The 24,237-nt window shown below is 61.4% G+C and carries 24 protein-coding genes and 1 pseudogene; 13 read left to right on the top strand and 12 right to left on the bottom strand.

What is annotated here, in order from left to right; genetic code table 11:
• Positions 1-759, top strand: a 759-nt coding sequence (locus tag AOQ71_RS20915; protein WP_205668176.1) for an IS91 family transposase, incomplete at its 5' end; no start/stop codon positions are given.
• A 412-nt stretch (positions 760-1,171) separates the two neighbouring features.
• Here the strand turns inward: AOQ71_RS20915 and AOQ71_RS49775 are convergent.
• From AOQ71_RS49775 to AOQ71_RS20885, 8 genes are all read right to left on the bottom strand, one after another.
• Positions 1,172-1,306 (bottom strand): hypothetical protein, encoded by a 135-nt coding sequence (locus tag AOQ71_RS49775; RefSeq protein WP_271598883.1) that lies wholly within the window; start codon positions 1,304-1,306, stop codon positions 1,172-1,174.
• A 187-nt stretch (positions 1,307-1,493) separates the two neighbouring features.
• Positions 1,494-1,724: a hypothetical protein gene (locus AOQ71_RS20910; RefSeq protein WP_057750256.1), complete on the bottom strand. Its 231-nt coding sequence runs from the start codon at positions 1,722-1,724 to the stop codon at positions 1,494-1,496.
• Complete coding sequence (locus AOQ71_RS20905) at positions 1,721-2,056, bottom strand: hypothetical protein (protein WP_057750252.1); 336 nt, start codon at positions 2,054-2,056, stop codon at positions 1,721-1,723. The genes AOQ71_RS20910 and AOQ71_RS20905 overlap by 4 nt, the downstream gene beginning before the upstream one ends.
• The gene (locus AOQ71_RS20900; RefSeq protein ID WP_057750245.1) at positions 2,053-2,322 is read right to left on the bottom strand and encodes a hypothetical protein; all 270 of its coding nucleotides are present in this window, start codon (positions 2,320-2,322) and stop codon (positions 2,053-2,055) included. The genes AOQ71_RS20905 and AOQ71_RS20900 overlap by 4 nt, the downstream gene beginning before the upstream one ends.
• A 765-nt stretch (positions 2,323-3,087) precedes the next feature.
• Positions 3,088-4,362, bottom strand: coding sequence for a primase-helicase family protein (locus tag AOQ71_RS20895; RefSeq protein WP_162268388.1), 1,275 nt, complete (start codon positions 4,360-4,362; stop codon positions 3,088-3,090).
• A gap of 161 nt (positions 4,363-4,523) precedes the next feature.
• Entirely contained in the window at positions 4,524-5,405 is an 882-nt protein-coding gene (locus tag AOQ71_RS20890; RefSeq protein WP_157083601.1) for a hypothetical protein, read from the bottom strand.
• A gap of 171 nt (positions 5,406-5,576) precedes the next feature.
• A complete protein-coding gene (locus AOQ71_RS49770; RefSeq protein WP_283809607.1) occupies positions 5,577-5,705 on the bottom strand; it encodes a hypothetical protein in 129 nt (42 codons plus the stop codon).
• Positions 5,706-5,899: 194 nt separating this feature from the next.
• A complete protein-coding gene (locus AOQ71_RS20885; protein ID WP_157083600.1) occupies positions 5,900-6,589 on the bottom strand; it encodes a hypothetical protein in 690 nt (229 codons plus the stop codon).
• A gap of 514 nt (positions 6,590-7,103) precedes the next feature.
• Here AOQ71_RS20885 and AOQ71_RS20880 point away from each other — a divergent pair.
• On the top strand, positions 7,104-8,996 hold the full coding sequence (locus AOQ71_RS20880) for a recombinase family protein (RefSeq protein WP_245317036.1): 1,893 nt from the start codon (positions 7,104-7,106) through the stop codon (positions 8,994-8,996).
• Positions 8,997-9,069: 73 nt separating this feature from the next.
• On the opposite strand, the gene AOQ71_RS20875 is transcribed toward AOQ71_RS20880, so the two are convergent.
• Complete coding sequence (locus AOQ71_RS20875) at positions 9,070-9,579, bottom strand: sll1863 family stress response protein (protein ID WP_347336705.1); 510 nt, start codon at positions 9,577-9,579, stop codon at positions 9,070-9,072.
• A 584-nt stretch (positions 9,580-10,163) separates the two neighbouring features.
• The gene (locus AOQ71_RS20870) at positions 10,164-10,628 is read right to left on the bottom strand and encodes a baeRF12 domain-containing protein (RefSeq protein WP_057750230.1); all 465 of its coding nucleotides are present in this window, start codon (positions 10,626-10,628) and stop codon (positions 10,164-10,166) included.
• Positions 10,629-11,054: 426 nt separating this feature from the next.
• Here AOQ71_RS20870 and AOQ71_RS49765 point away from each other — a divergent pair, with 426 nt between their 5' ends.
• From AOQ71_RS49765 to AOQ71_RS20860, 3 genes and pseudogenes are all read left to right on the top strand, one after another.
• Positions 11,055-11,549: an aldehyde dehydrogenase family protein gene (locus AOQ71_RS49765; RefSeq protein WP_430648639.1), complete on the top strand. Its 495-nt coding sequence runs from the start codon at positions 11,055-11,057 to the stop codon at positions 11,547-11,549.
• A pseudogene (locus tag AOQ71_RS49760) lies at positions 11,546-11,861 on the top strand (aldehyde dehydrogenase family protein). The gene AOQ71_RS49765 and the pseudogene AOQ71_RS49760 overlap by 4 nt, the downstream one beginning before the upstream one ends.
• A gap of 83 nt (positions 11,862-11,944) precedes the next feature.
• A complete protein-coding gene (locus AOQ71_RS20860) occupies positions 11,945-12,820 on the top strand; it encodes an NAD(P)-dependent oxidoreductase (RefSeq protein WP_057750223.1) in 876 nt (291 codons plus the stop codon).
• Positions 12,821-13,317: 497 nt separating this feature from the next.
• On the opposite strand, the gene AOQ71_RS20855 is transcribed toward AOQ71_RS20860, so the two are convergent.
• Positions 13,318-13,872, bottom strand: coding sequence for an ANTAR domain-containing response regulator (locus tag AOQ71_RS20855; RefSeq protein WP_245317033.1), 555 nt, complete (start codon positions 13,870-13,872; stop codon positions 13,318-13,320).
• Positions 13,873-13,913: 41 nt separating this feature from the next.
• The gene (locus AOQ71_RS20850) at positions 13,914-15,095 is read right to left on the bottom strand and encodes a transporter substrate-binding domain-containing protein (RefSeq protein WP_057750273.1); all 1,182 of its coding nucleotides are present in this window, start codon (positions 15,093-15,095) and stop codon (positions 13,914-13,916) included.
• A 346-nt stretch (positions 15,096-15,441) separates the two neighbouring features.
• Between AOQ71_RS20850 and AOQ71_RS20845 the strand changes: the two genes are divergently transcribed.
• Genes AOQ71_RS20845 through AOQ71_RS20810 form a run of 8 tightly spaced genes read left to right on the top strand, consistent with a single transcriptional unit; the run spans position 15,442 to position 24,229 of the window.
• Positions 15,442-16,959 carry an amidase gene (locus AOQ71_RS20845; RefSeq protein ID WP_057750219.1) on the top strand — a complete coding sequence of 506 codons (1,518 nt, stop codon included), beginning with the start codon at positions 15,442-15,444 and terminating at the stop codon, positions 16,957-16,959.
• A 58-nt stretch (positions 16,960-17,017) separates the two neighbouring features.
• Complete coding sequence (locus tag AOQ71_RS20840) at positions 17,018-18,016, top strand: acetamidase/formamidase family protein (RefSeq protein WP_057750270.1); 999 nt, start codon at positions 17,018-17,020, stop codon at positions 18,014-18,016.
• 31 nt (positions 18,017-18,047) lie between these two features.
• Positions 18,048-19,271 (top strand): transporter substrate-binding protein, encoded by a 1,224-nt coding sequence (locus tag AOQ71_RS20835; RefSeq protein WP_057750217.1) that lies wholly within the window; start codon positions 18,048-18,050, stop codon positions 19,269-19,271.
• Positions 19,272-19,311: 40 nt separating this feature from the next.
• Complete coding sequence (locus tag AOQ71_RS20830; RefSeq protein WP_057750267.1) at positions 19,312-20,178, top strand: branched-chain amino acid ABC transporter permease; 867 nt, start codon at positions 19,312-19,314, stop codon at positions 20,176-20,178.
• Positions 20,175-21,248 (top strand): ABC transporter permease subunit, encoded by a 1,074-nt coding sequence (locus tag AOQ71_RS20825; protein ID WP_063958275.1) that lies wholly within the window; start codon positions 20,175-20,177, stop codon positions 21,246-21,248. Before AOQ71_RS20830 ends, AOQ71_RS20825 begins: the two co-directional genes overlap by 4 nt.
• Positions 21,248-21,970, top strand: a complete 723-nt coding sequence (locus AOQ71_RS20820; RefSeq protein WP_057750214.1) for an ATP-binding cassette domain-containing protein — start codon at positions 21,248-21,250, stop codon at positions 21,968-21,970. Before AOQ71_RS20825 ends, AOQ71_RS20820 begins: the two co-directional genes overlap by 1 nt.
• Positions 21,967-22,674, top strand: a complete 708-nt coding sequence (locus tag AOQ71_RS20815; protein WP_083514373.1) for an ABC transporter ATP-binding protein — start codon at positions 21,967-21,969, stop codon at positions 22,672-22,674. Before AOQ71_RS20820 ends, AOQ71_RS20815 begins: the two co-directional genes overlap by 4 nt.
• Positions 22,675-22,714: 40 nt before the next feature.
• Entirely contained in the window at positions 22,715-24,229 is a 1,515-nt protein-coding gene (locus AOQ71_RS20810; RefSeq protein ID WP_057750212.1) for an amidase, read from the top strand.
• Positions 24,230-24,237: the final 8 nt, after the last annotated feature.

Raw genomic sequence — 24,237 nt, 5'->3', positions numbered from 1 at the left:
TCCGTGCTGCACACCTGGGGCTCGGCCATGACCCACCACCCGCATGTGCACATGATCGTGCCGGGCGGCGGCATCTCGCCCGACGGCCGGCGCTGGGTGTCGTGCCGGCCGGGCTTCTTCCTGCCAGTGCGCGTGCTCTCACGCCTGTTCCGGCGATTGTTCCTGGAGCGCCTCGCGATCCTCCACCAGGCCGGGCGCCTGAGCTTCTTCGGCAACGACGCTGATCTCGCCGGAGCACAATCATTCGCCGCATTGCTTGCAGCCTCGCGCAAGACGGAATGGGTCGTCTATGCCAAGCGCCCGTTTGGCGGTCCCGAGGCCGTGCTGGCCTATCTGTCGCGCTATACCCACCGCGTCGCCATCGCCAACAGCCGCCTGATTGCCTGCGACCAGCGCGGCGTCACCTTCAGCTGGAAGGATTACCGGGTCGAAGGCCACGACCGTCAAAAGCGGATGACGATCGCCACAGACGAGTTCATCCGCCGCTTCCTCATCCACGTGCTGCCAAAAGGCTTCCACCGCATCCGCCACTACGGCCTGCTCGCGCGGAGCGCCTGCGCCGACAACGTCGCACGCGCGCGCAAACTGCTCCTCGTCAAGGATCGTAAGGATGAGCCGACCGAGACCATCGACAGCGGCACGCCGCCGTGTCCATGCTGCGGCGGTCGCATGATCGTCATCGAGGTTTTTGAGCGAGGCGCAACGCCTCGCCATCAAGCGAGCCCGCCAACCAGCGCCATCAGGATCGATACGTCATGAGCGCGCAACCGTCATGCTGCAAAGTTGCTCGCCATGCCCGCCGCTCATCGACCGGCCACGGCGGCATACGCTCCAACTGTCAGCTGTCGTTGCCAATCCGCCGACGATTGATCACGTTCGAACCCATCTACCCGTCATTCGCTTGCCCCGCCGCCGTCGCGCAGCTCGCTGCATGGACTCGAACTCCATCGGCCAGCTCGCCTGCAGAGCTCAAATCCCCATAGAGCCCGCCGCACCTTTCCTGCCCATCATGCGCGGTTTCCTCCCTTGGAGGCTTTCGGACGCCGGCCGCCCGAATATGCCGCGCCGTCAGTCACGCGGCCGGCATCCGAAACCCTTCACAAAACGCGAAGAACTCAGATTGAGCAAATCTGGTCCGCTCTGGCTCGACGAGCGGACTACCGACCCGGCCTTAGTTCAACTTACGCCGGAGCTTCTGGATGATCTCCCGCAGCTCGGCGGCATACTCCTCGATGATGCGCCGCGCCTCGTTCAGCCGTGATGGCTTGGCTTCCTTACCCTCGGTCTGCTTGTCAGGTTCGGGCATGGCCCGATGGTCCGGCATGGAGCTGTGCGCTGCTTGAGATAGATCAAGGAAGGTGCTTCACATTCCTCGGCAAGAGCCAGGGCATCAGTAAGGCCGCGCATGTGAACACGCCGCGCATGTGAGTTCGATCATCCTTTTGGCATTCGGTGCTTTTGCTGCCGTTCCTGACGGCGTGCGAGGGATGCATCTAGTGTCGTTCCGTCGATTGCGCCGTCGTCGCACCGAACGCGCGGATGGCGACTTCCTGCGTTGCCCACATGCGCCACTCTTCGAGATCACCGGCATAGCGCAGCATCGATTCGCGAAATGCCGCATCATCGACGCTCATGCCTTTGTCGAGCAGCAGGTAATTTCCATGCTTGACCAATGCCTCGTTCCGACGATCGATAAACAATTGCCGTGCCTCTTCAAACGTCATTTCGAGCCTCCGCGCTTAACTGCCAGTTTCCAAAATCCGCCTTCACCCGGCCGAACGCCGGTGTTTTCCGTCTCGGCATGCCAAACTGAACCGGAAAACGTGACGAAGCACCCCGGCTGATATGTCCGCGACGCGTCCCAAATGCCCAGGTACCGCAACGTCGGGCGCGATTCGAGTTCCCTGATCCGCTCTTTCAACGGCGCGGTCGCTTTCAGCACGAAATCGCCGATCACTGGTGCCAGGGATTTGACGAGACCTTCGATCTCGGCTCGCTGCTGTGGCGAAACCTTCGCTTCGATCGCACGGCGCTCTTCCGGAGTTGGGACGTTCATCGCATGTGCCTCGTGTCTGCTGGCCGGCCATGCCGCGCTTCGTAGGCAAGCTGCAACCGCGCCTGTTCTCGAACCAGTGTGCGCGCAGCCAAAACGTTCTCGGGCTTGTCGCGATGCCACAGCAGTTCGCGGATGCGCTTTTCCAGCCGAGCAATCGGAATCAGATCGTCGATTTCGGGCGAAAGCCGAACCACCCGGCACCCTGCCTTTGTTGCGGCAATCCGCCGCCCATATTCCAGATCGCTCGCTGTCAACCTGACGACCATGTGTGTCGGCCCTCAACTTTGAAGTTGATCTCTACAATAGCAGATCGGCCAACCCCCTCCTAGGAATTTAATCCCATTGCATACGGGCCAGCCCGTGCGGTCGCGGGGGCCGCCGCGTCTAGATTTTTGCACTCCCCCCGCCCCCCGGTCATCGGTCAATGAAACAGCGGGTGGCTTTTCGGCTTCGACGCGATCAGCAAGTCGCCGCAGCATGTCGGCTGCTCGAAGGGCGGCCGACGGCGACGACCAGAGGACTCGTTGCCGCCGACCAGGATCAACGGCTTCAGTCACGTCCAATCCGCCCGTCAAACGGCAGCCAGCCCAACACGGCGGGCGACGAGGTACTCGCCGCGTCGCCTGCGCTCGCGCTGGGCTCGCTTGCGCTCGGCCGCCGTGCGAGCAGGTCCAACGTCGCTCATGATGCTGACTGCCTCCGCTGTTCGTTGCCTGACCCACATTGGACCTGCGCCAGGAGGGACCGGTCTTGGGGCGCTTGGCCCTGCCCGCCGCACCGGCGGCGATCCGCATGTGCCGTTCCGGCCCGCTTTCGGCCCGCAGAGCGGAACGGCACCAAGCCCCTCGTCGTAAAAAAGGTTTCCATTTTCCTTTCTTCCTTGTTCCTCTTGTTCCGCTTTAAAAAGAAAAAGAATTACACGACAGTCAGAGTGCTGGGTGCCCTCCCATGAGCGGCACAAGCGGAACGGGCGCGCAAGCCATTCGCGGGCTTGGAAAAATCCCGTTCCGCGCAGCGAGCTGAAGCGGCACTTAAAACGGCACCTCGGCGGCATCCCACGCGGTCGTCTCAGCCTCGTCGTCGGCGTCTGCGGTCTGCCACTCTGCGAGCCTCGGATTGCGCCACTTCCAACCAGGAAAACGCCCCTCCCATGCGCGCCGGGCTTCACTCAGCTCTGGAAACGTCCAACCGCGGTGGCGCATGACCTTCTTGTCATTCGTGCAGCCTTGCTCGCGCAGGAAGTCCCCGAGCTTGTGATCGCTGACGTTGCGCAGCCGCGGCTCGATATTGCGGGCCTGATCGTAGAGACCAAGCTGGGTGACCCAGCGGTCGCCCACCCCCAATGTGACCTTATACTCATACTTGTTCGAGACTGCTCGGTTGGGCTCGTTCGGGTCACAGCCGGTTAAGACGCCGGTCTCCAACAGTTCGACCCACCAACTATCCAGCGGTCCCAGCGACAGCGCTTGCTGGCCGGCCAGGTCATTGCACTTTGGAAGCTGGCGGGGATGGAATTCACCAAGATCATGCTGAAGCAGGTCGTAGAGCATGGCGCCATAACCGCCATTCTCCAACTGGTCGTTGATCGCCTTGAACCAGTCATGATCCTGGAGCTTGTCGTCGTTGACCTTCAGAACAAAGTAGCGCCGCTCGCGCTCGCCGGCGGGCACCACCCAGTCCTCATTGCTGGCCATCATGACATGCAGCAGGTTCGGGACCTCGACACCGTCGCGGCCTTTGGCCTCGATGAAGATGGTCGGCTCGGTGACCAGGCGCTTGATGGTGCCCTCGGCGCCCTTGTTGCCAGGCCAATACGCTTCGTCCGCGAACAGCATCACAGTGTCGCGCAAGTGGCCGTTGAAGCGGCCCACCAGATGCTCGGCGCTCGAAATCTGCAAGGCGTGCTGGCCGAGCAACTTGCACATCGCATTCGCGACGGTGCCCTTGCCGGCGCCCCGCTTACCCTGCATCACAAGAACCACCTCGGCGCGCTGGTCCGGATGCTGCACGCACCAAGCAAGCCAGTTCATGACGTAGTCGAAGACCTCCTTCTTGCCGGAGGCGACCACGATCGAGATGTGGTCGCGGAGCTTGGACCAGTCGCCCTGACGCGGCTGGAAAGCCCAGCCGCGCCACAGGTTGAGCTTACCGTTGATCACCGGGGCGTTGTTACCCGGGTTGAATGTGAGACCGGCGTATTGCCGCCGCTTGGACTGCCGCAACCACCACGTTCCCAATTGATAGCACTTGCCGTCCACCGTCACCTCTTTGTTCATGTGCAGATTCTTGAAATCGGCAAAGCGCATCAGGACGAGCTTCCAGCGGCCACGCTCATGCTCAAACGTACCCACGAAAGTCTTGCCGCCCTCCTGGACGACGAAATAGCGCGCATTCATGGCGTCTAACCGCTTGTTGCCGGTCGGCAACATGGTCGGGTCGGCGGCGCCGCTGATGGAGGCCATCGTGTTCACGACTGCACCTCCAGCTTCTTGCCGAACTTGGCGACAGCGTCATCGTAGAGCTTCTGCACATCCTTGTCGTAGATGCCCCCCGCCGCATATGGCGCGCACGCGAACATGACCGCCTGCTCAGGCCAGCCCTTGCCGACCATCGACGCAGTCGCGCTGCGGATGCTGTTCCACCACTGGTGCGGCTCTCGACTTGCATCAAGCAATGCCAGCAGTTCATCCGCATTTCTGCCGCGCTTCGGCAAGTGCGCCTCACCATACGCGAGGAAATAATCGAGTTCGGTCCGACGCGGGCGAAGCGCGCACAGCGCTTCAACAGAATAGATGCCAGGGCGGCGGTTGGCGTGAACGGTCGTGACCTCAGTGACGTAGCCGCGGGCGACTTTTGCCGGCGAGGCGTAGTTGACCGTTCCGCCCACGCGCAGGACGCGCGCGGGATCGTCGACGTGATCGCTGCCGAACAGCTCCTTCAATGCAGCATTGGTGATCTTCAACTCGTCGGAGTTGCTGATCGCGTCCGCCAATTGGAAGTAGAGGTGACAGCGTTTGTACGGCGTATTGCCCGTCACCACCATCAAAGCCGGCTCAATGCGCTGGGCCTTGCAGATCGCAACCACGCGCTCATGATCACCCGCGGCGTCGTATTCGATCCACGCATAACGAGCGGCGGCGAAGTGTGACTTATTGGCGCGGCCGGACAGCGGACGATTGCCTTGGCGCAAGGCGGCGCCGATATAGACGTTGAAGCCGGCCGCATTGACCTTGGTCACAAAATCGATGATCTCTTTCAAATCATGGGCCGGAAAGATGCGGCTCTTGTTCAACGGCTCGCCCGGGCGAGCATAGGCGATCTCGATCCAGCCATCCGGATGTCCGTGCACGAAATCGGGCGAGAACAGCGTGGAGACGTGCGCGCTGATGCCAGCAACATTCGGCGCGAGGGAAGACGGTTCGGGTTGCGCCTGCGAGGCGCGATTGATATAAGACGATCGCATTTATGTTTTCCTAGGTTACTGAAGGCCCGGAGCGCGCGAACGCCCGGGCTTTTTGCTTTAGACTGAGTGTTGAAAGAAACGAGAGCGCTCGCTCTCGGGGATGATCTTGATCCCGCAATAATCAATGGCCTTGAGCTTGCCGGCCTTGATGTTGCGCCAGGTCGTGACGCGGCTGGTGCCGGTCATCGCCGACCACTCCGAAATCCGATAGCCGAGCCGGATGGGACCGCGTGAGCTGTCAGCGTTCGTAGAATTGTGGGGGTTCATGTAGCGACGTGATCTCCTCCTGGTTAAAATAGCTAGCCAAGAGTGTCGCTCGGTTACGTCTCTTTGGAGAGTTAACTTGCTGGGGAAGTTCGGGAGGAACTTAACGTTAGAACTTAACGGTTGCGTTTCCTCCATGAGTACGTCGTCTGTCGGACAGCCGCTGGATCAGGCGGAGTGACGCCGCACGCGCGATGCAAGGCTCGGACGGTCGCAATTAAAGGCTGGTGCTGACTGAAGTTGTGGATGTGATGTTCGCTCATTAGGCCGAGCAACGGCTCCCAAAGCACCGCTCGCTCTACGCTCTTGTGACTGCTGACGCCTTGGTGAGAAAACATACGCATAAACATTTCTGGATTGCGAACTGCACGTATGACACGCAGCATATCTGCGAGCAGTACTGTTGGATCAACCTCTTCCAACGACGACCTAGATCGCGCCTCCGACGATGCGAACATGATCGTGTTTGTTAGGCTCAGTCCTTTGTGAAACGGGCTCGCTTCCGCCCACAGCGATTGCAAGTTGACAGTCGCCCGCTCTAGACGCGCGAAGAGCCGATCGGCACTCGCGAACTTCAGAGGTACTTTATGAATACGAGCATGGTGCAATTGGATCGCCCACGTGTCGATCTCGATGGCGAGTCGCCGGCGCCCGGCCACATCCTGCGGGCCAAACGCTCGGACCACATCAGGGATATGCTCGCGCGCAACGATAAAAGGAGACAATCGCAGTTCGCCCGAGATGGGGTGGCGCAACTCGGCAAACCATTCAGATGCTTCGCTCCGGGACATGTCAGCATATTGCAATCCTGCCGGCCTGCCCGCAACAGGAGTAACACAATGGCACGGCCGAGTATCGAATTTATCTTAGTAAGCCACCGGACATTCCGTCGATTAGATTTGAAATGTTGCTTGGTCGCTGAAGTGTTGGTTGGTTGACCGTTGACGTCAGGTTGGTTGGTTCCTGGCATGTTGGTTGGCTGTTGACGTTAGCTAGGTTGGCTACTGACGTTATGGTGGTCAGTGAGTTTTTCGTTAGCTTAACTCTCTCGCACGCTCGCCTTCCTGTAAGACGGTTCTAGTGGGCGTGAAGACAGCCACGCCGGCGAGACGCGAGACAATCCTCGCGACCCGTTGCGAAGCAACCTTTTCCAGAACAGCCAGGAAAAATGTCTCATGTGACCTCTACAATACCGCAGGACCGGCCCGACGAGGCCATCCTTCGGTATGTGAGGGAGCTTGCCAAACGGCTCGCACGCGAAGATTATGAGGTCGAGATCGCGGCCCGCCAAGCAACCCAACCTGCGACGAGCGAACACCCATGATCCGCGCTGTCATCTACGCCCGATATTCTTCTGACCGTCAGAAAGATCGCTCCATTGACGATCAGATCGCCCTCTGCCGCGACCTGTGTGCGCGCGAGGGCATGGCGGTGATCTCGACGTTCGAGGATCGCGCGATCTCCGGCGCCGGAGCGATCACCCGCCCCGGCTTTCAGGCACTGATGCGTGCCGCCGAGGCGCGTTCGCTCGATGTGATCGTCGCCGAGGACATGGACCGGCTGTTCCGCGACCAGGCCGACTACCACATCACCCGCAAACACCTCGATCATCTCGGCGTCGCGATCCACACGGCCAGCGGTAAGATCGGCAAGCTCGATGGCGCGTTGCGCGCGCTCATGAGCGAGATGTACATCGAGAACCTGGTGCTGCATACGCGACGCGGCCTTGAAGGCGTGCTCCGTGATGGGCGGCACGCTGGCGGGCGCGCGTTCGGTTATCGCGCTGTGCCCGGCAAGCCCGGCGAGTTAGAGATCGTCGAAAGCGAGGCCGAGATCGTGCGTGAAATTTTCGGCCGCTATGTGCAAGGCGAGACGCCGCGCGCGATCGCGCATCAACTCAATAAGCGCGGCGTGCGTCCACCTCGCGGCAAACTTTGGAATGCATCAACGATCAACGGCAACGTCTCACGTGCCGGTGGCATGATCTTGAATGAACTCTATGCTGGGCGAATCGTCTGGAACCGGGTGCGTATGGTTAAAGACCCCGTGACCCGAAAGCGGCTATCACGGCCGAATCCGAAGGAGCAACACAAGACCGTCGAGGTGCCGCACTTGGGCATCATCGATGACGCTACCTTTAAAGCGGCACAACTGATCAAGGTCGAGCGCCGCCGCGATGCGACGCCAGCGACGGCCCAAAAAGCGCGCGCGCCGAAGCGAGTGTTCTCGGGATTGATCAGGTGCGGTTCGTGCGGCGGCGGCATGTCCTCGGTCGGCACCGACCGGAAGGGGTTGCGCTTACAGTGCTCAGCTTATCGCGAAAGCGGATCATGCGATAACAGCCGACGTATTTATCTCGACGACGTTGAAGCGCTTGCGATCAAGGGATTGCGTCAACACCTCGCGCATCCCGAGGTGATTGCTGAGTTTGTCGACTCTTATAACGTCGCGCGCAAGCGTCTCAAGAAAGAGGCGATCGCCGAACGCGCGCGGCTTGAACGGCGGCTCGGCGAGATCGGACGCGAGATGAAGCGGATCGTTGACTCCATCGTGATCACGGGCATGCCGCCAGAGCAGTTCGTCGCCCGGATGCAGGAACTTGAAGCCGAAAAGGCCAACGTCATGGCCGGACTCGAAAACGCCAAAGAAAGCGACAACCTCATCGCCCTGCACCCCAGGGCGCTGGACCGTTACAAGCGAGCAGTTTTGGAATTCGCAGATGAATTGAAGCGCGGCTCTCCGAGCGAGTTCGCTACCATCCGCGAGCTGGTGACCGCCATCATCGTGCATGCCAGCCCGAGCCGACCGGGTGGGGCGGGAACCAAAGCCAATGCCGAGGACAACAGGACTGTGCGGATCGACATCAAGGGGCGCCTCGCGGCGCTCTGCGGCAATCCCGCCCTGTTTCCGAACATGGTTATGTCGGGGGGATCGATGGTAGCGGGGGCCCGCTACCAATCCTACGATTTTGTACGTCAAACCACGATCTTGTGCGACTTGGCGCCCTTAGTGGAAGCAGTCCATTGCAGGGGCCGGAATCGCCTGCCAGCGAGACTTGACTCTCCTTGCTTCACCAGGGTGATCAACTCCGCGGTCAAAACGCTGCGCTGCAACCGCTCGACCTTCGTTAAGGACCGAGCGAATCTCCCCAGCCTATCCCGCCTGAGGCGTGGCTTGTCAGAAACCTTCAGTCCTTCGCGCCGGACCGTCTGAGCGCATTCCAGGCTGCCTGGTTGGCCTGATCGAACGCCTTGCGGGAGTCTGCAAGCGCTGCACTCAGCACCGATCAGGACTTGCCGCCAGCCTGCTTCAGCTTCTGCAGGCGCGCTTCGGCCTCCGTTGTGTCGCACTTTAGCTGCTTGAAGGCGGCGTCGAAGTCTCCGGTGCGAGTTGCCGCCACATTGCCAGCCGCCTCACGGAACTTGTCGGCAGCTTCGCGCCAATCCTTCGCTTGCGCGGCGGCAATGTCCTTGAACGTAGCCTGCTGCTGCTCGAGTTGCTTGCCGGCGCTCTCGAAATAGACCTTCATCTGAGCCTCGAAGCCGTTCCACTGGGTTTCGAGCTCCGTCTTGCTGCGTGCCCAGGCCGCTCCGCCGGCATCGGCTTGGGCCTTGAGCTGCACCTGGAATTCGTCGCGGCGCTTCTTCAGATCGGCGATGATATGCTCGGCCTTGACTTTCGACTCGGCCTTCACATCGCTCGCCTTGATCTCGAACGAGGCAAGAGCGGCATCCATTTCGTCGATGCGTTCCTTGGCCCAATTCAGATAGAAATGCATGCTGCTCTGCTCTGACATGATCGTCTCCATTGGCAGCGTGACCTATGCCGCTTCGGATGATGCGGAGATATACAGCGTCGTCGACGAGGTGGCACGGCGGGCGCTATGCACCGGGGCAAGGATACTGGCCGCGTCGCGAGAACAATTGCCGGAGCGAGCTCGATTGGCGGCAGTCCTTCGCTATCAATTCATTTGACCGCCGCCGACATCGCGGAAATTGTGGTGGGCGGAAGGCGCGATAGGCCGCAAAACGGCAGGCCCGAGCAGCGACAATAATTCTGTGACGCCGATGCATTTGCCTACGGGTCGGGAACCGCGATGACCAATCTAGTGAGGTTTGCGGTCATCTCGGCCGAATGCCGATCCGTCAGCGGTTCTGGATCTCCGGAGCTTCGGACCGGAGATGCCAGGTGACGAGCGTCGAGCGCTGAAGCTTGGAGCCGCCAACCTGAAGAAATCGCTAAGCCAGTCCTGAGGTCGTTGTTTCCACACGAAGCAAGTCAAGTAACAGACTCGCGCACGCCCGCGACGCGCCAGAAGCGAAACGCATCCACTATTGGGGTTCGGGAGCAGCGGGGGTGCCGGCCCGCAATTTGAAACCGCTACGATCGGGAGGCGAGATATTCCGAGATGTCGCTGGCGCTCAGGCCGGTCAAGTCCTTTGCAAGCTCCGCAACAATGGACTTTTGGACGGCGGGAGAAAATGATCGACGCAGATCTGCGAGCGTCCGCGGCGGTGCTACGACTACAAGACGGTCTGCTTGTAGCTCTCTCAGAAGGCGATCCAGAGCACCGGCGACAGTGCGCGCGAACCTATGCTTCTCTATATCGTGCCAGTCGGTCTGTTCCATCGCGCTGCGGTTAGGCTGGGTGCGAAACAGCGCGCGTCCCGGCTTGTCTGATCCTTGTTCTCGGGTCGGCGGGTTCTCATCTTCAAACGCCTGTTGGACTTTCAGCCGTGGGTTTAGACCATCCCCTTCATTAAGTAGAAAAAGGGCCTTGCGGCCGTCTCCGACAAAAACAAGGGCGCGATGCGGCAACCTGATGTACGCCTCTTTGTTCGACATGGACGCCCCGCAAGGTTGAGCTTTCAATCACGCCCTGAGCGTACGCTCGAACGTACGAAATCCTTCACACCTACCTGCCTCCTGTTCGTGATGGCTCTGGTTTTCATGGGACTTGGTGCCCTTCGCTAGTTCTACTTAGGACCCCTATTTTGCCATGCGGCTCTTTGGGCTTATGGACAAATAACTGTCACCGGCGAGGACTGTTCCGCCGCACTAACGCGAGCTCGAAGTCAACACCGGCGCTGTTCCGATCTGAGATACGAGAAAGCGTGCGCTAGAACGCTCCGGCTCTCTTCGCCGCAGCGACAATGGTTGTCGCGGCAGATTCCGCATTGTTAGCCTCATTCACCTCGCAACCGTACTTTCTAACGAAGCAGCTTAACTCTGCGCACCCAATGACGGCCGTCAATATTCTGACAGGCTTTCGTGTATCTGAGTACAAGCCACGGCCACCTGCCTTGCGGCAAGTCACGTGGTCACGGATATTCGCTTGCATTAGATTGCGCCGGAAATTCGTACCGCAATCGCGCGCGCGGTCTGAAGAAGACCGTGCTCGAGCTCGGCGGCAGCGATCCCTATCGGGTGCTCGAGGACGCCGACCTCGATCTCGCGGCAGCCGTCTGCGCCAGAGGACGATTGATCAATGCGGGCCAAAGTTGCATCGCCGCCAAGCGCTTCATCATCGTCGATAAAGTGGACGACCGGTTTGTCGAACTTTTCGTCAGGCGCATGGCCGATCCCAAAATGGGTGACCCGCTCAAACAGGACACTGAAGTTGGTCCGCTGTCGCGCCATGATCTCAGGGACACGTTGCATCGATATGCCGAAGCAGCATCGCGAAGGGCGCGCGTTGCGTACTCGGCGGCGAGAGCCCGAGGGGGCCCGGCGCCTATTATCCTCCAACCGTCCTTACCAAGGTGACGAAAGGCATGCCTGCTTATGCGGAAGAATTGTTCGGCCGGTGGCGTCAGTGATCCCGGGTCGACAACGAGGATGCCGCGATCGCGGCGGCTAATGATTCGGTGTTCGGACTGGGCGGCGGCGTCATCACAGGCGATATCGCGCGCGGTGAGTGCGTCGCCGCCGAGGTCGAGAGCGGCAATGTGTTCGTCAACGACAACGTCCGCTCCGCGGCCACCCTTCGGCGGTGCCAAGCAAAGCGGTTGTGGTCGCGAGCTTTCGCACTATGGCATCAAGGAGTTCGTCAATATCAAGACGGTCGTGGTGGGCTGAGGCGGGCCCAAATTGATACCCGTCAACGCTGCGATTGATCGCGGCGCGCTAGTAATGGCCAACCGTGTTGAAAGGACACTGCGATGGACGTTGGCTTCATCGGACTCGGCCACATGGGTGCGCCAATGGCGCGGAACCTGCTAAAGGCTGGCCATCATCTCATCGTCTACAATCGCACGCGCGGCAAGGTTGAAACCCTGGCGCGCGAGGGCGCGCAAATCGCCGGCCACATTGCCGATGCCTGCCAAGGCGACTGTCTTATCACGATGCTCGCAGACGACCGCGCCGTGGAGGACGTCGTGTTCGGAGACCGCGGCGTGCTTTCCGCGCTTCGCCGCGATGCTATCCACATTTCCATGAGCACCATCAGCGTGGGGCTGTCCGATCACCTGGCTGAGGCGCATGGCAAAGTCGGCCAGGGTTACGTCGCCGCGCCTGTGTTCGGGCGGCCGGCGGCTGCGGAGGCAGCCAAGCTTTTCATAATCGCGGCCGGCGCTGACCCGATGCTCAGTGGTTGCCATCAGCTGTTTGATGCGATGGGGCAGGAGACGTTTGTCATCAGCAACAGACCCTCCGAGGCCAATCTGGTAAAACTCTCCGGCAATTTCCTGATCGCGTCGGTGCTGGAGTCGCTGGGAGAGGCATTCGCTCTGGTGCGCAAATCCGGCATCGACCCGCACCGTTATCTCAATATTCTCACTAGCACGCTGTTTTCGGCGCCGGTCTATCAGACTTATGGGTCAATCATCGCCGACGAGAAGCAACCCACTGATGGCTTCAAGATGTCGCTCGGGTTGAAGGATATGCGGCTGGCGCTCGCCGCCGCCGACGCGCTGGCGGTTCCAATGCCGGTCGCCAGCCTGGTCCGGGATCATTTCATCGAGGGCGTCGCGCAAGGCGAGAGTGACGCCGACTGGTCCGGCCTGGCACGGCTTGCCGCGCGAAGGGCAGGGCTGTAAGGCTTCCGGCCGCTTTTCCAGATCGATCTCATGAACGTGCACGGCCTGCCCGTCATGCCCCTGCTCACGGGGCGTGGTGCAGCAGCTTGCGGTGCACACAGTTAGCGGGTGGTCACGCCGGCGCAGCAGCTGTCACCGTTGTAGCTCCCGTCCGGCAGCCCGGCTGCGCAGAGTGCTCTGCCTACCTTAAACGCAAGTGTGGGCTTTCACGCTAGGAAGCGAGCTGGCCAGAGATGCGGAACGTTTGTTGCAACCCGAGTCACCCGGGAGGCTGCTGCCTTGCCCGCGCCTTTTTGATTGCGCGATCTTCGGGTCTGTAGTTAGGCCAAATAAGCCTCTGATGAAGCTCGGCAGTCCGAAGTCTTTCAACCAGTTGGTGTCTGGCGTGTGTACGACGTGCATGCCGCGAGTTCACACGAAATCTGGGGACGCGAATTGAGCAGGTTGATCTCCACGGAGTTGCGGCATCAGCAACAGCGATCTCACGCCTGCATTTGCTATGCCGTTCGCGTGTTCCGGTTCGGCATTCCTCCAGCCGCGAGGATCTGCGCACTCAAAACCTCGATCGTCGTACGATGTCGCATTGCCGTTTGGCGAATGAGCGCGAACGCCTCCGTCTCAGACATATCGTGACCGCGCATGACCTGCAGGATGGCGGCGAACACAACCCGCCGGGACCTGATGCGATCCTCCAGCTTTTCGATGTGCGCGGCTTGCTCCACCCTTCGCTGCGCTGAATCGAACGCGATCACCAGGGCGGTGTAAAGTCCGGCAGAGCGGAGCGGCTTGACGAGAAAAGACGCTGGTCGCAGATCGAGCAGCCACTTCAATCGACTGGGCGTTTCCGTTCCGATCACCGCTATAATCGGGACGCTGCCCTTCCACAGGGTGGCGTGGTCAGACTTGATGGGAATGCTGTCTGCATCCAACAGGATGACGTCGGAAGGCCGGATCGGCGGCGGCTCGGCCGGATCATGCTCTGAAATAGTCATCCCGAGGCGACCGAGCTGGCGACGCACGATAGAGATTTCGCGCTCATCCCTCATCACCATGAGAGCGCGACGGCCGCGGATGGAAAAGGGGGAAGGTCTGGTCATTTCACGATACGCAAATGGTTCGAGCGCTTCGCGACGGCATCATTGCTCTTTCCCGACCTCCTGCCGAACGCGCTCAGGTCCAGGTTCGAAAGATACGGATCCGGACGTTCAGGAGCATCGGCTTCCCAGAAAATACTGAACTGACATCCAGGCATGGAGCGTGCCAGCCTTGGTGTAAGGAAGCAGTGATTGTTGTCCGGATCCACCCAAACCGGACCCTGCGGGGAATCGTAGCGATGATTTGCTGCGGCGCGCCGCACGGCGCCGACCTCCGCCGAACCCGCGCGGCGGATGGCGCGGGCAAGCAGCATAACGCAGACATAAGTGGACTGCCCGTCGACCGAGAGGCTGCTGTCTTCGCCATGACGAGCCTTCCATCGCGCCACAAAACTGCGATTTTCGGTGCCCTCGATGCTCTCGAAATAAGCGGATGAGGTGATGCACCCGACCGAGGCCGCCGATCCGATCAGCTTGAGCTCAGGCTCGCACAGGCTGCAGCTCAGCATTGGGATCGAGAGGCCGGCACGCGTCGCCGCCGCATGGAGGGCGCGCATGAACGCGTAACTGGATTCGCCGACCAGCGTATTGAACACGACCGGCGGTCTTCGGTCGATGACCTCCGTGACGATGTGGTCCACCGCGGTCTCGCCGAGTTCGAGCAGGCGTTCGGCAAGAATACGGCCGCTGGCGCTGGTCACGATTTCGCGGATGACGCGGTTCATTTCCCAGGTCCAAATATAATTGGACCCGATGCAGAATACGTCGGCGGAGATATGGTCGAGCATGTGACGCACCAGCGGCACGACATGCTGGTTGGGTGCGGCGCCGACATAGATGACATTGTCGCTGCTTTCGAACCCTTCGTAGCGCGCGGGATGCCAGAGCAGCCGCTCGGTTCGTTCGACGATCGGAATGACCTGCTTGCGTGAGGCCGACGTGTAGCAGCCGACGATATGACCGACGTGCTCCTCGCGAATGAGATCGGCGCATGCGGTGTGATATTCGGCGACTATCCCGCCGGGATTGCGGAGGTGAGGTGTGAACGTGAAGTCGAACGCGTCGCTTTGGTTGATTTCGTCGACCGCCATCAACGCGCTCTTGCGCATTTCGCCGGCCATCATGGTGTAGGGTCCCGATTGGGAGAACACGAGGCCGAGAGGGATGGATGGTTTGCTCACGATGAAACCCAAGCGCTGTGCGGCAACCGTGTCGCCGCAGGAAACTAGGCCCTGCTTCCTTGCATCGTCAATCCGCGCTGCACGCCATTGAAGCGGTCAGCATAAAAAAGGTGCTGGCCTCGCATTGACAAGGCTGGCGGCACTAAGACACAATAACGGCCACGTGAACGCGTGCATGGCGAAAGAGTTCTCGCACAGCCGATGACGTCTGAGTGACAACTCCCAAGTTTCGATCTGCACCGTAACCTACGCGACCATTGATAGCATCGGCATTGTTGCCATTCGGGGCCTTCTCGGGCCGCGGGTGGCTTTTTTCGTTTTGTCTCCCTGACATGAAGGGTGGAGCATGGCAGTTCGCCTTCCGACGGTGGAGCAGATCGAGGATCTCGGCGCCGACTTTGGTCTCGTCCTCACCACCGATGAGATCACTGCATTTCAGCAGGCTTTCAAGGGACCATTGACGTCCTACGGCCGCCTGGACGAGCTGGTGCCGCCGGCGCTGGCGCCGGTCGCGCCGCGCTCGCCGGGCTATCGGCCTGCGGCGTCCGAAAATCCTTACGGCGCCTGGTACTGGAAGACGAACATCCGCACGGGCGCAGAGGGGTTGTTGAGCGGCAAGAAGATCGCGATAAAGGACAATATCTGCGTCGCCGGCGTGCCCATGATGAACGGCTCGGCTCTGCTCGAAGGCTATGTCCCCGAACTTGACGCCACTGTCGTGACGCGGATCCTCGACGCCGGTGGTACCATCGCCGGCAAGGCTGCGTGCGAAGATCTCTGCTTTTCAGGCGCGAGCCATACCTGCGCCGGCGGCGTGATCCGTAATCCGCACAATCCGGCTCACAGCGCAGGCGGTTCCTCCGGCGGCAGTGCCGCGCTGGTGGCATCGGGTGAGGTCCCGATGGCGCTCGGCGGCGACCAGGGCGGCTCGATCAGGACGCCGTCGAGCTGGTGCGGCGTCTATGGTCTGAAGCCGACCTGGGGCTTGGTGCCGACCACCGGCTCGATGCCGATTAGCTACTCGGTCGATCATTGCGGACCGATGTGCGCCTCGGTCGAAGACGTCGCACGCCTGCTGACGGTCATCGCCGGTCACGACGGCTGGGACACAAGGACCATTGCCGCCCGCACCGGCGACTATATGGGGGCGCTCAGCAATCCGGCGCGGGGATTGCGCGTCGGCGTGCTGCATGAGGGGTTTGGACATCCCGAGAGCGATCCCGCGGTCAACGAGAAGGTCCGGCAAACCATTGCTGCGCTGGGCAAAACAGGCATCGCAAGTGAGGACGTCTCTGTGCCCTGGCATCTCGATGGACCGCACGTCTGGAGCGGCGTCATCCTGGAGGGCGCGGCCGAGATGATGCTGAAAGGCTACGGCGTCGGCAACAACGTCCAGGGCTACTATCCGGTCTCGATGCAGGATGCGCTTGCGCGCGGCATGGGAACGCGGATCAACGACGTGTCGCCCACGGTGAAGCTGGTGCTGATGCTCGGTGAATACATGCATCGCTACTATCACGGACGCTATCATTCAAAGGCGCAAAATCTCCGGCTCTTGCTGCGTCGGGCCTACGATGATGCGCTGCAGAAATTCGACGCGCTGGCGATGCCAACGATTCCTTTTACCGCGACGCCGATCCCGCCGCCCGATGCGCCGCTCAACACCGTGATCGACGTCGCGCTCAACATGCAGGCCAACACCTGCTCGTTCGACGTTTCCGGGCATCCTGCCTTCACCGTGCCATGCGGCCGCGTCAATGGTTTGCCGGTCGGCCTGATGCTGGTCGGGCGCCACTTCGAGGAGGCGACACTGATACGGCTGGCGCGGGCGATCGAGGCCGCCGGAGACTGGAAATCGAACTGAACAAAGTGAATCCGGCGTTGGCGTGCTTGCATTGCCGATTGCCGCCGAGGATTTCGCAATGACCGACGACACCTGGCTGAAGAGCTCGATCATGGCAAAGCGCGGCCTCGCCAGGGGCCAGGCGGGACGGCGCCACGAGCTTACGATCGAAAAGCAGGGTCCTTTCCATTACGTCTACGGTCCTTACGTAAATCCGGCCCTCACGATCGATCCCGGCGATGTCGTCGCCGTCGAGACCGAGGACGCCTTTGGCGGCGTCATCACCAGCGAGAAGGACAGTCCGACCGCAAAGCTGAAGTTTCCCTTCCTCAACCCGCAATGCGGCCCGATTGCCGTCAACGGCATCGGGAAGGGCGATTGTCTGGCTGTGCATATTCTTGCCGTGGAGACCCGCGGCGCGCAGCCGGCCGGCAAGACCTGCATCATTCCGGAGTTCGGCGGCCTTGTCGGAACCGCGTCGACCGCATTGCTCAATCCGCCGTTACCGGAGCGAGTGAGGGTCATGCATGTCGACAAGAACGGCGTGCGCTGGAGCGACAAGATCACTCTGCCGTACCAGCCGTTCATTGGCACCATCGGCGTATCGCCCGAGATCGAGGCGATCTCGTCGCTGCAGCCGGACTATCACGGCGGCAATATGGACCTGCCGGACGTCGCGCCGAGCGCGATCCTGTACTTCCCCGTGCATGTCAAAGGCGGTTTTCTCTATGTCGGCGACTGCCATGCCGCCCAAGGCGACGGCGAATTGTCGGGCGTCGCGATCGAGCAGCGCGCGACAGTGACGATGCAGATCGACGTCATCAAGGACTGGAGCTTTGCGTGGCCGCGGCTTGAGACCCGGGAATTTCTCATGACCATCGGCAGCGCCCGGCCGCTCGAGGATGCGGCGCGCATCGCCTATCGCGAGCTGGTCCGCTGGATGAGCGCCGATTACGGCTTCGACGAGATCGACGCCTACATGCTGCTCAGCCAGGCCGGGCGGATGCGGCTCGGCAACATGGTCGACCCGAAATACACGATGGGCGCGTCAATTCTGAAGAAATACCTGACTTCATGAAACATCGGCAACCGCGAGGAGGACTAGGGCTATGACGGTCAATCGCAGAACGTTCTTGCAGGGTACGGCCGTCACGGCCGCCGCCGGGATGTTGTCCTCCACCGCCTTTGCGGACGATCCGATCAACGTCGCCAGCATTCACGATCTCTCCGGCGGCCTCGACATCTACGGCAAGCCGATGGTCGACGCGATGACCCTTGCCATCGAGGAGGCCAACGCGGCGGGTGGTCTGTTGGGCCGGCCGCTCAAGCTGATCAACTACGACACCCAGTCGAACATGCAGCTCTACACCCAGTTCGCGCAGCAGGCGGCGTTGAAGGACAAGGTCGCGGTCGTCCATGGCGGTATCACTTCGGCCTCGCGCGAGGTGATCCGGCCCGTGCTCGACAAGTTCAAGACGCTCTATTTCTACAACACCCAGTATGAAGGCGGCGTCTGCGATCGCAATCAGTTCGATACCGGCGTCACTCCGGCGCAAACGGTGGAGAAGCTGGTGCCCTATGCCATGAAGAAATGGGGCAAGAAGGTTTACGTGATCGCGGCCGACTACAATTACGGCCAGATCACCTCGCAATGGGTGAAGAAATACGTCATCGAGAACGGCGGCGAGGTTCCCGCGATCGACTTCTTCCCGCTCGACGTCACCAATTTTGGCCCGACCATTTCCAAGATTCAGGCGGCGAAGCCGGATTTCGTGTGGTCTGCGCTGGTCGGTGGCGCGCACATCTCGTTCTATCGCCAGTGGGCGGCTGCCGGCATGCGCAAAAGCATTCCGATGGCGTCGACCACTTTTGCGGTCGGCAACGAGCACATCGTCCTATCGCCCGATGAATGCAACGGCATGCTGATCTGCTACAATTACTTCCAAGACCTAAAGAACCCGGTTAACGAGAAGTTCGTTGCCAGCTTCCTCAAGCGGTTCGGCGCCGACTATCCCAACATTACCGAGCTCGCGATGGGAACTTATCAGGGGTTCCAGCTGTGGGCGGAAGCGGTGAAGAAAGCCGGCAGTACCGACCGGCTGAAGGTCATCGAGGCCTTGGAGACCGGCATCAGCATCGAGGCGCCGTCCGGCAAGGTCACGATCGATCCGCCGACGCATCATTGCGTGCTTGATGTCCACATCGCCGAGGTCGCCGACAAGAAGCTCAAGGTGCTGGAGGATTTCGCCCAGCAAAAGCCGGCCGACACCGCCGCGGTCTGCGATCTCATCAAGAACCCGACCGACAACCAGCAATATGTGATCAAGATTTGAGAGCGGGCCGACCCTCAATTCTTGTTTGGGAAAGGTGAAAGTGGATCTCGTCGCTCTCCTGACTATCCAAGTCCTGTATGCGATCGCCAGCCTGGCGCTGATAAGCGTCGGACTGGCGATCATCTTCGGCATGATGCGCGTCATCAATCTCGCGCATGGCGAGTTCCTGATGCTCGGCGGCTATGCGGCCATCGTCGCGACCAACCACGGCACCAGCATCTGGATCGCGATGCTGGTGGTGGCGCCCATCGTGGTCGGCCTCATCGGCGTCATCGTCGAGCGGACCATCATCCGCTTTCTCTATGGCCGCATGATCGACACCATGCTGGCGACCTGGGGGCTCAGCCTGTTCCTGGTCGGACTGACTACGGCGATCTTCGGCAACACCACGGTCGGCATCTCGGCGCCGCTCGGCAGCTTCCAGATTGGCGCTTACCGCACCAGCGTCTACACGCTGTTCGTGATCGCGGTCGCGGTCGTGGTGCTGGCCGCGATCTTCGCACTGATGCGCTGGACGCGGCTTGGCCTGATCGCGCGCGGAACGATGCAGAACGCCAACATGGCGGCAGCGCTGGGCGTCAATCCGTCCCGCGTCTATGCCATCACGTTCGGCGTCGGCGCCGCGCTGTCGGGCCTCGCCGGCGCCGTGCTGGCGCCGGTCTCCGGCGTATTCCCGACTATCGGCGTTGCCTATGTCGCAAAGTCGTTCATCACGGTGATCGGCGGCGGCGCCGCGATCCTCAGCGGTACGGTGTCGGCATCGGCGCTGTTCGGGACCATCAACCAGATCGCGACCTTCGTCACCACGCCGGTGTTCGGTGAGGTCACGTTGCTCGCGGCCGCTATCGTCCTGATCCGTTTGCTGCCGCAAGGCATCACCGGTCGCTTCTTCCGGAGAGGCCTGTGAACGCCCGCTGGCTCAATCTCGTCGGCCTCGGCCTCGTCGGCGCGGTGGGCATTGCATTCCTGGTGCTAGTGCCGCGCGTCTTCGAACTCGACGTCGTGCTCGAGCTCACGGTCTACATGATCATGGCGATCTTGGCGCTGAGCCTCGCCTTGATCTGGGGTTATGGCGGCATCCTTTGTTTCGGCCAGTCCGCGTTCTTCGGGCTCGGCGCCTATACCTATGCAATCGCGATGTTTAACGTCGGCGAGAGCACGCTGCCTCTGCTGCTCGCCGTCATCGTGCCGGCGGCCTTTGCGGCGCTGCTCGGCTATTTCATGTTCTATGGCCGCATCAGCGACGTCTATCTCGGCGTGATCACGCTGACGGTGACGCTGATCCTGTTCAACTCCGTCAACTCGACGGCGGGGCCGGAATTCCACATCGGCTCGGCACGGCTTGGCGGCTTCAACGGCATTCCAGGCATCCCGCCGTTGAATTTCCCCGGCAACAAGGCCGCGCCGATCGATCTCGAAGGCATGTTCTACCTGGCGACCGCTGCGCTGCTCGCGACCTATTTCGGACTGCGCCTGCTGCTGGCGAGCCGGTTCGGCCGCATCATCGTCGGCATCCGGGAAAACGAACGGCGCGCCGAGCTGCTCGGCTATGATCCACGCGCCTACAAGCTTGCGACATTTACGATCGGTGGTGCGCTGGCCGGATTTGCCGGCTGCCTGTTCGCCAATTGGGGCAACTTCGTCAGTCCCACGATCTTCGGTCTCGCCCAGTCCGCGCAAATCATCATCTGGGTCATCGTCGGCGGGCGCGGCACGCTGATCGGGCCGATCGTCGGCTGCATCGGTATTCAATGGCTCACGACCGCGCTCGGCGCCAACCAACCGAGCGGCGGCTCGGACCTGTGGGCCAAGATCTTCGCAAATGCACCGTTGATCTTCGGCATCATCCTGATTGCCTTCGTGCTTCTGGTGCCTAAGGGGCTGGTGCCGACGCTTGGCGATATCGGCCAGTCGCTGCTCGCTTCGCGCGGCAAGGGCGCCAAGCGGCTCCAGCCCAAGCGGGCCGAGGAGAGCTGATGGCCGCACCGCTGCTTCAGACCCAGGATCTCAGCATGCATTTCGGCGGCGTTCGCGCCGTGCGCCATGTCAATTTCTCATTGGCCGAAGGCGAGCTGCGCTGCCTGATCGGTCCCAACGGGGCGGGCAAGAGCACATTCTTCAAGATGCTGACCGGGCAACTGGAGCCGACCCATGGCCAGGTGCTGTTCCGCGGCAAGGACATTTCGCACGCGCATGCCCACGACATCGCCCGGCTCGGCATCGGCATTAAGACCCAGGTGCCGAGCGTCTTCGATGGTCTTTCGGTCCGTGAAAACATCTGGCTGGCGGCAAACCGCCTTCATTCCGGCGATGAGGCGAGGCGCGTTGTCGACGAGATGCTGCAGCGGGTCGGCCTGGCGAACGGCGCCGAACGTCTGGTCGGGCAACTGGCCCATGGGCAGCGGCAATGGGTCGAGCTCGGGCTCGTGCTGGCGACCGATCCCGAATTGATCCTGCTCGACGAGCCCGCCGCCGGCATGACCCACGAGGAGGTCAACAAGACGGCCGAACTGGTGCGCGAGATCAACCGCACTAAGGCGCTGATCGTCGTCGAGCACGACATGCAGTTCATCCGCATGATCGCCAAGCAGGTCACCGTCTTCAACCAGGGCAGCGTGCTGGTCGAGGACACCGTGGAAAACATCATGCGCAATCCCAAGGTGCGCGACATCTATCTAGGCAAACAGGCGGCCGCATGATGCTCGATGTCCGGGGACTGCGAACGGGGTACGGCCGGATCCCAATCCTCAACGGGGTGAGCTTCTCCGTCAACGAGGGCGAGTTCATCGGCATCCTTGGGCACAACGGCATGGGCAAGACCACGCTCTTGAAGGCGCTGATGGGATTTTTGCCTGCGACCAGTGGCCGCGTGATGTTCGGCCATGACGACGTCACGACGATCCAGTCCTACCGGCGCGCGCGGCTCGGCCTCGGCTACGTGCCACAGGGCCGCGAGATCTTTCCCGGGCTCACCGTCTACGAGAATCTGCGCATGGGCTGCATCACGCAGGACGGCGTGGAAGGCGACATCATCGCAAACGTGCTGGAGGAGTTTCCCCGCCTGAAGCCGTTGCTCGATCGCCCCGGCGGAGCGCTGTCGGGCGGCGAGCAGCAATTGCTGGCGATCGCGCGCTGCCTTTGCGGCGACCCGCGGCTGGTCCTGCTCGACGAGCCGACGGAAGGCATCCAGCCCTCGATCATCGACGAGATCGTCGACACCCTGCAGCAGCTGCGGGCTAGGAGTGGGCTCACCATGATCCTGGTCGAGCAGAACCTGGACTTCATCGCTTCGCTGTCGCAGCGGATCCTGATCATCCAGAAGGGCACGATCACCCGGGAAGTCGCGCCGGGCGAGCTCGGCGACGCCAGCCTCGTCGGAGAATTCATCGGTATCGCAACGTAGGCCCGCCGCACGCGGGCATGATCAGAGGGAGACCAAAGCCATGGCCGTCAGGAGACCCACACTCGATCAGCTGCGCAGCGTCGCCGAGGACCTCGGCATGCACATGGGCGATGCGGAGCTCAAATCCTATGACGCGCTGATGCAGGCGAACTACGCCGCCTACGATGCTGTCGATGCCATGCCGGACTATGTCCCGGCGGTGAAATATCCGCGCACGCCCGGCTATCGCCCCGAGGGCGAGGAAAACAAGTTCAACGCCTGGTACGTCAAGACCGAGATCAAGGGCGCCCCGAACGGCAAGCTCGCCCGCAAGAAGATCGCGCTCAAGGACAACATCTCGCTCGCTGGCGTACCCATGATGAACGGCGCCTCGACGCTGGAGGGCTATATTCCCGACACGGATGCCACCATCGTCACCCGGATGCTCGACGCCGGCGGCACCATCGTCGGCAAGGTGCATTGCGAATATTTCTGCTTCTCCGGCGGCAGCCACACCTGTGCGGCGGGTCCCGTGCACAATCCGCACAGGATGGGATACTCCGCCGGTGGCTCGTCCTCAGGCAGCGCGGTGGTGGTGGCGACCGGTGAGGCCGACATGGCGATCGGCGGCGATCAGGGCGGCTCGATCCGCATTCCGGCTGCCTTCAGCGGCATTTACGGCATGAAAGCGACCTATGGCCTTGTGCCCTATACGGGCGTGATGCCGATCGAGCTCACGATCGATCACACCGGCCCGATGACGGCCAATGTGCGCGACAATGCGCTGCTGCTGGAGGTGCTGGCAGGGCCTGACGGACTTGATCCGAGGCAGGGCGCGATCAAGGTCGGAAAGTACACTGAGGAGATCGACGGGGGCGTCAGGGGATTGCGGATCGGCATCGTGAAGGAAGGATTTGGGCATCCAAGCTCGGAGCCGGACGTCGACGCCAAGGTCAAGGCGGGCGCCGAGCTGTTCCGCAAGCTCGGTGCCATCGTCGAGGACATCTCGGTCCCGATGCACCTCGTCGCGCCGGCGATCTGGCTGCCGATCGCCGCCGAGGGCGCCACCGAGTTCATGATGAAGGGCAACGGCATGGGGACCAACTGGCGCGGTCTCTACAACACCACGCTGCTGGACGCCCACTCGGCCTGGAAGCATCGCGCCGACGAATTGTCCGACAGCCTCAAGATCACGATGCTGCTGGGCCAATATTTCACCAAGCACTATCGCGGGCACTTCTACGCCAAGGCGCAGAATTTGAACCGCAAGCTACGCGCGGCCTATGACGACGCGCTCGCCAAATACGATCTGTTGCTGATGCCGACCCTGCCGATGAAGGCGACGCAGATACCCCCGGCGGATGCGCCGCGCGAGCTCTACATCCAGCGCGCGTTCGAGATGGTTCCCAATACTGCGCCGTTCAACGCCAGCGGACATCCGGCGATGAGCCTTCCCTGCGGCATGAGCAACGGGCTGCCGATCGGGCTGATGCTGATCGGCAAGTATTTTGATGAGCCGACGATCTATCGCGCCGCCGCCGCCTTCGAAGGTGCCGGCGACTGGAAAAAAATGTAAACCGGCCC

Origin of the sequence: Bradyrhizobium manausense (genome assembly GCF_001440035.1) — a bacterium.
Lineage (GTDB): Bacteria > Pseudomonadota > Alphaproteobacteria > Rhizobiales > Xanthobacteraceae > Bradyrhizobium > Bradyrhizobium manausense.
Note: the sequence above shows the minus strand (reverse complement) of the source record. Positions and strands in the feature narration are given on the sequence as shown.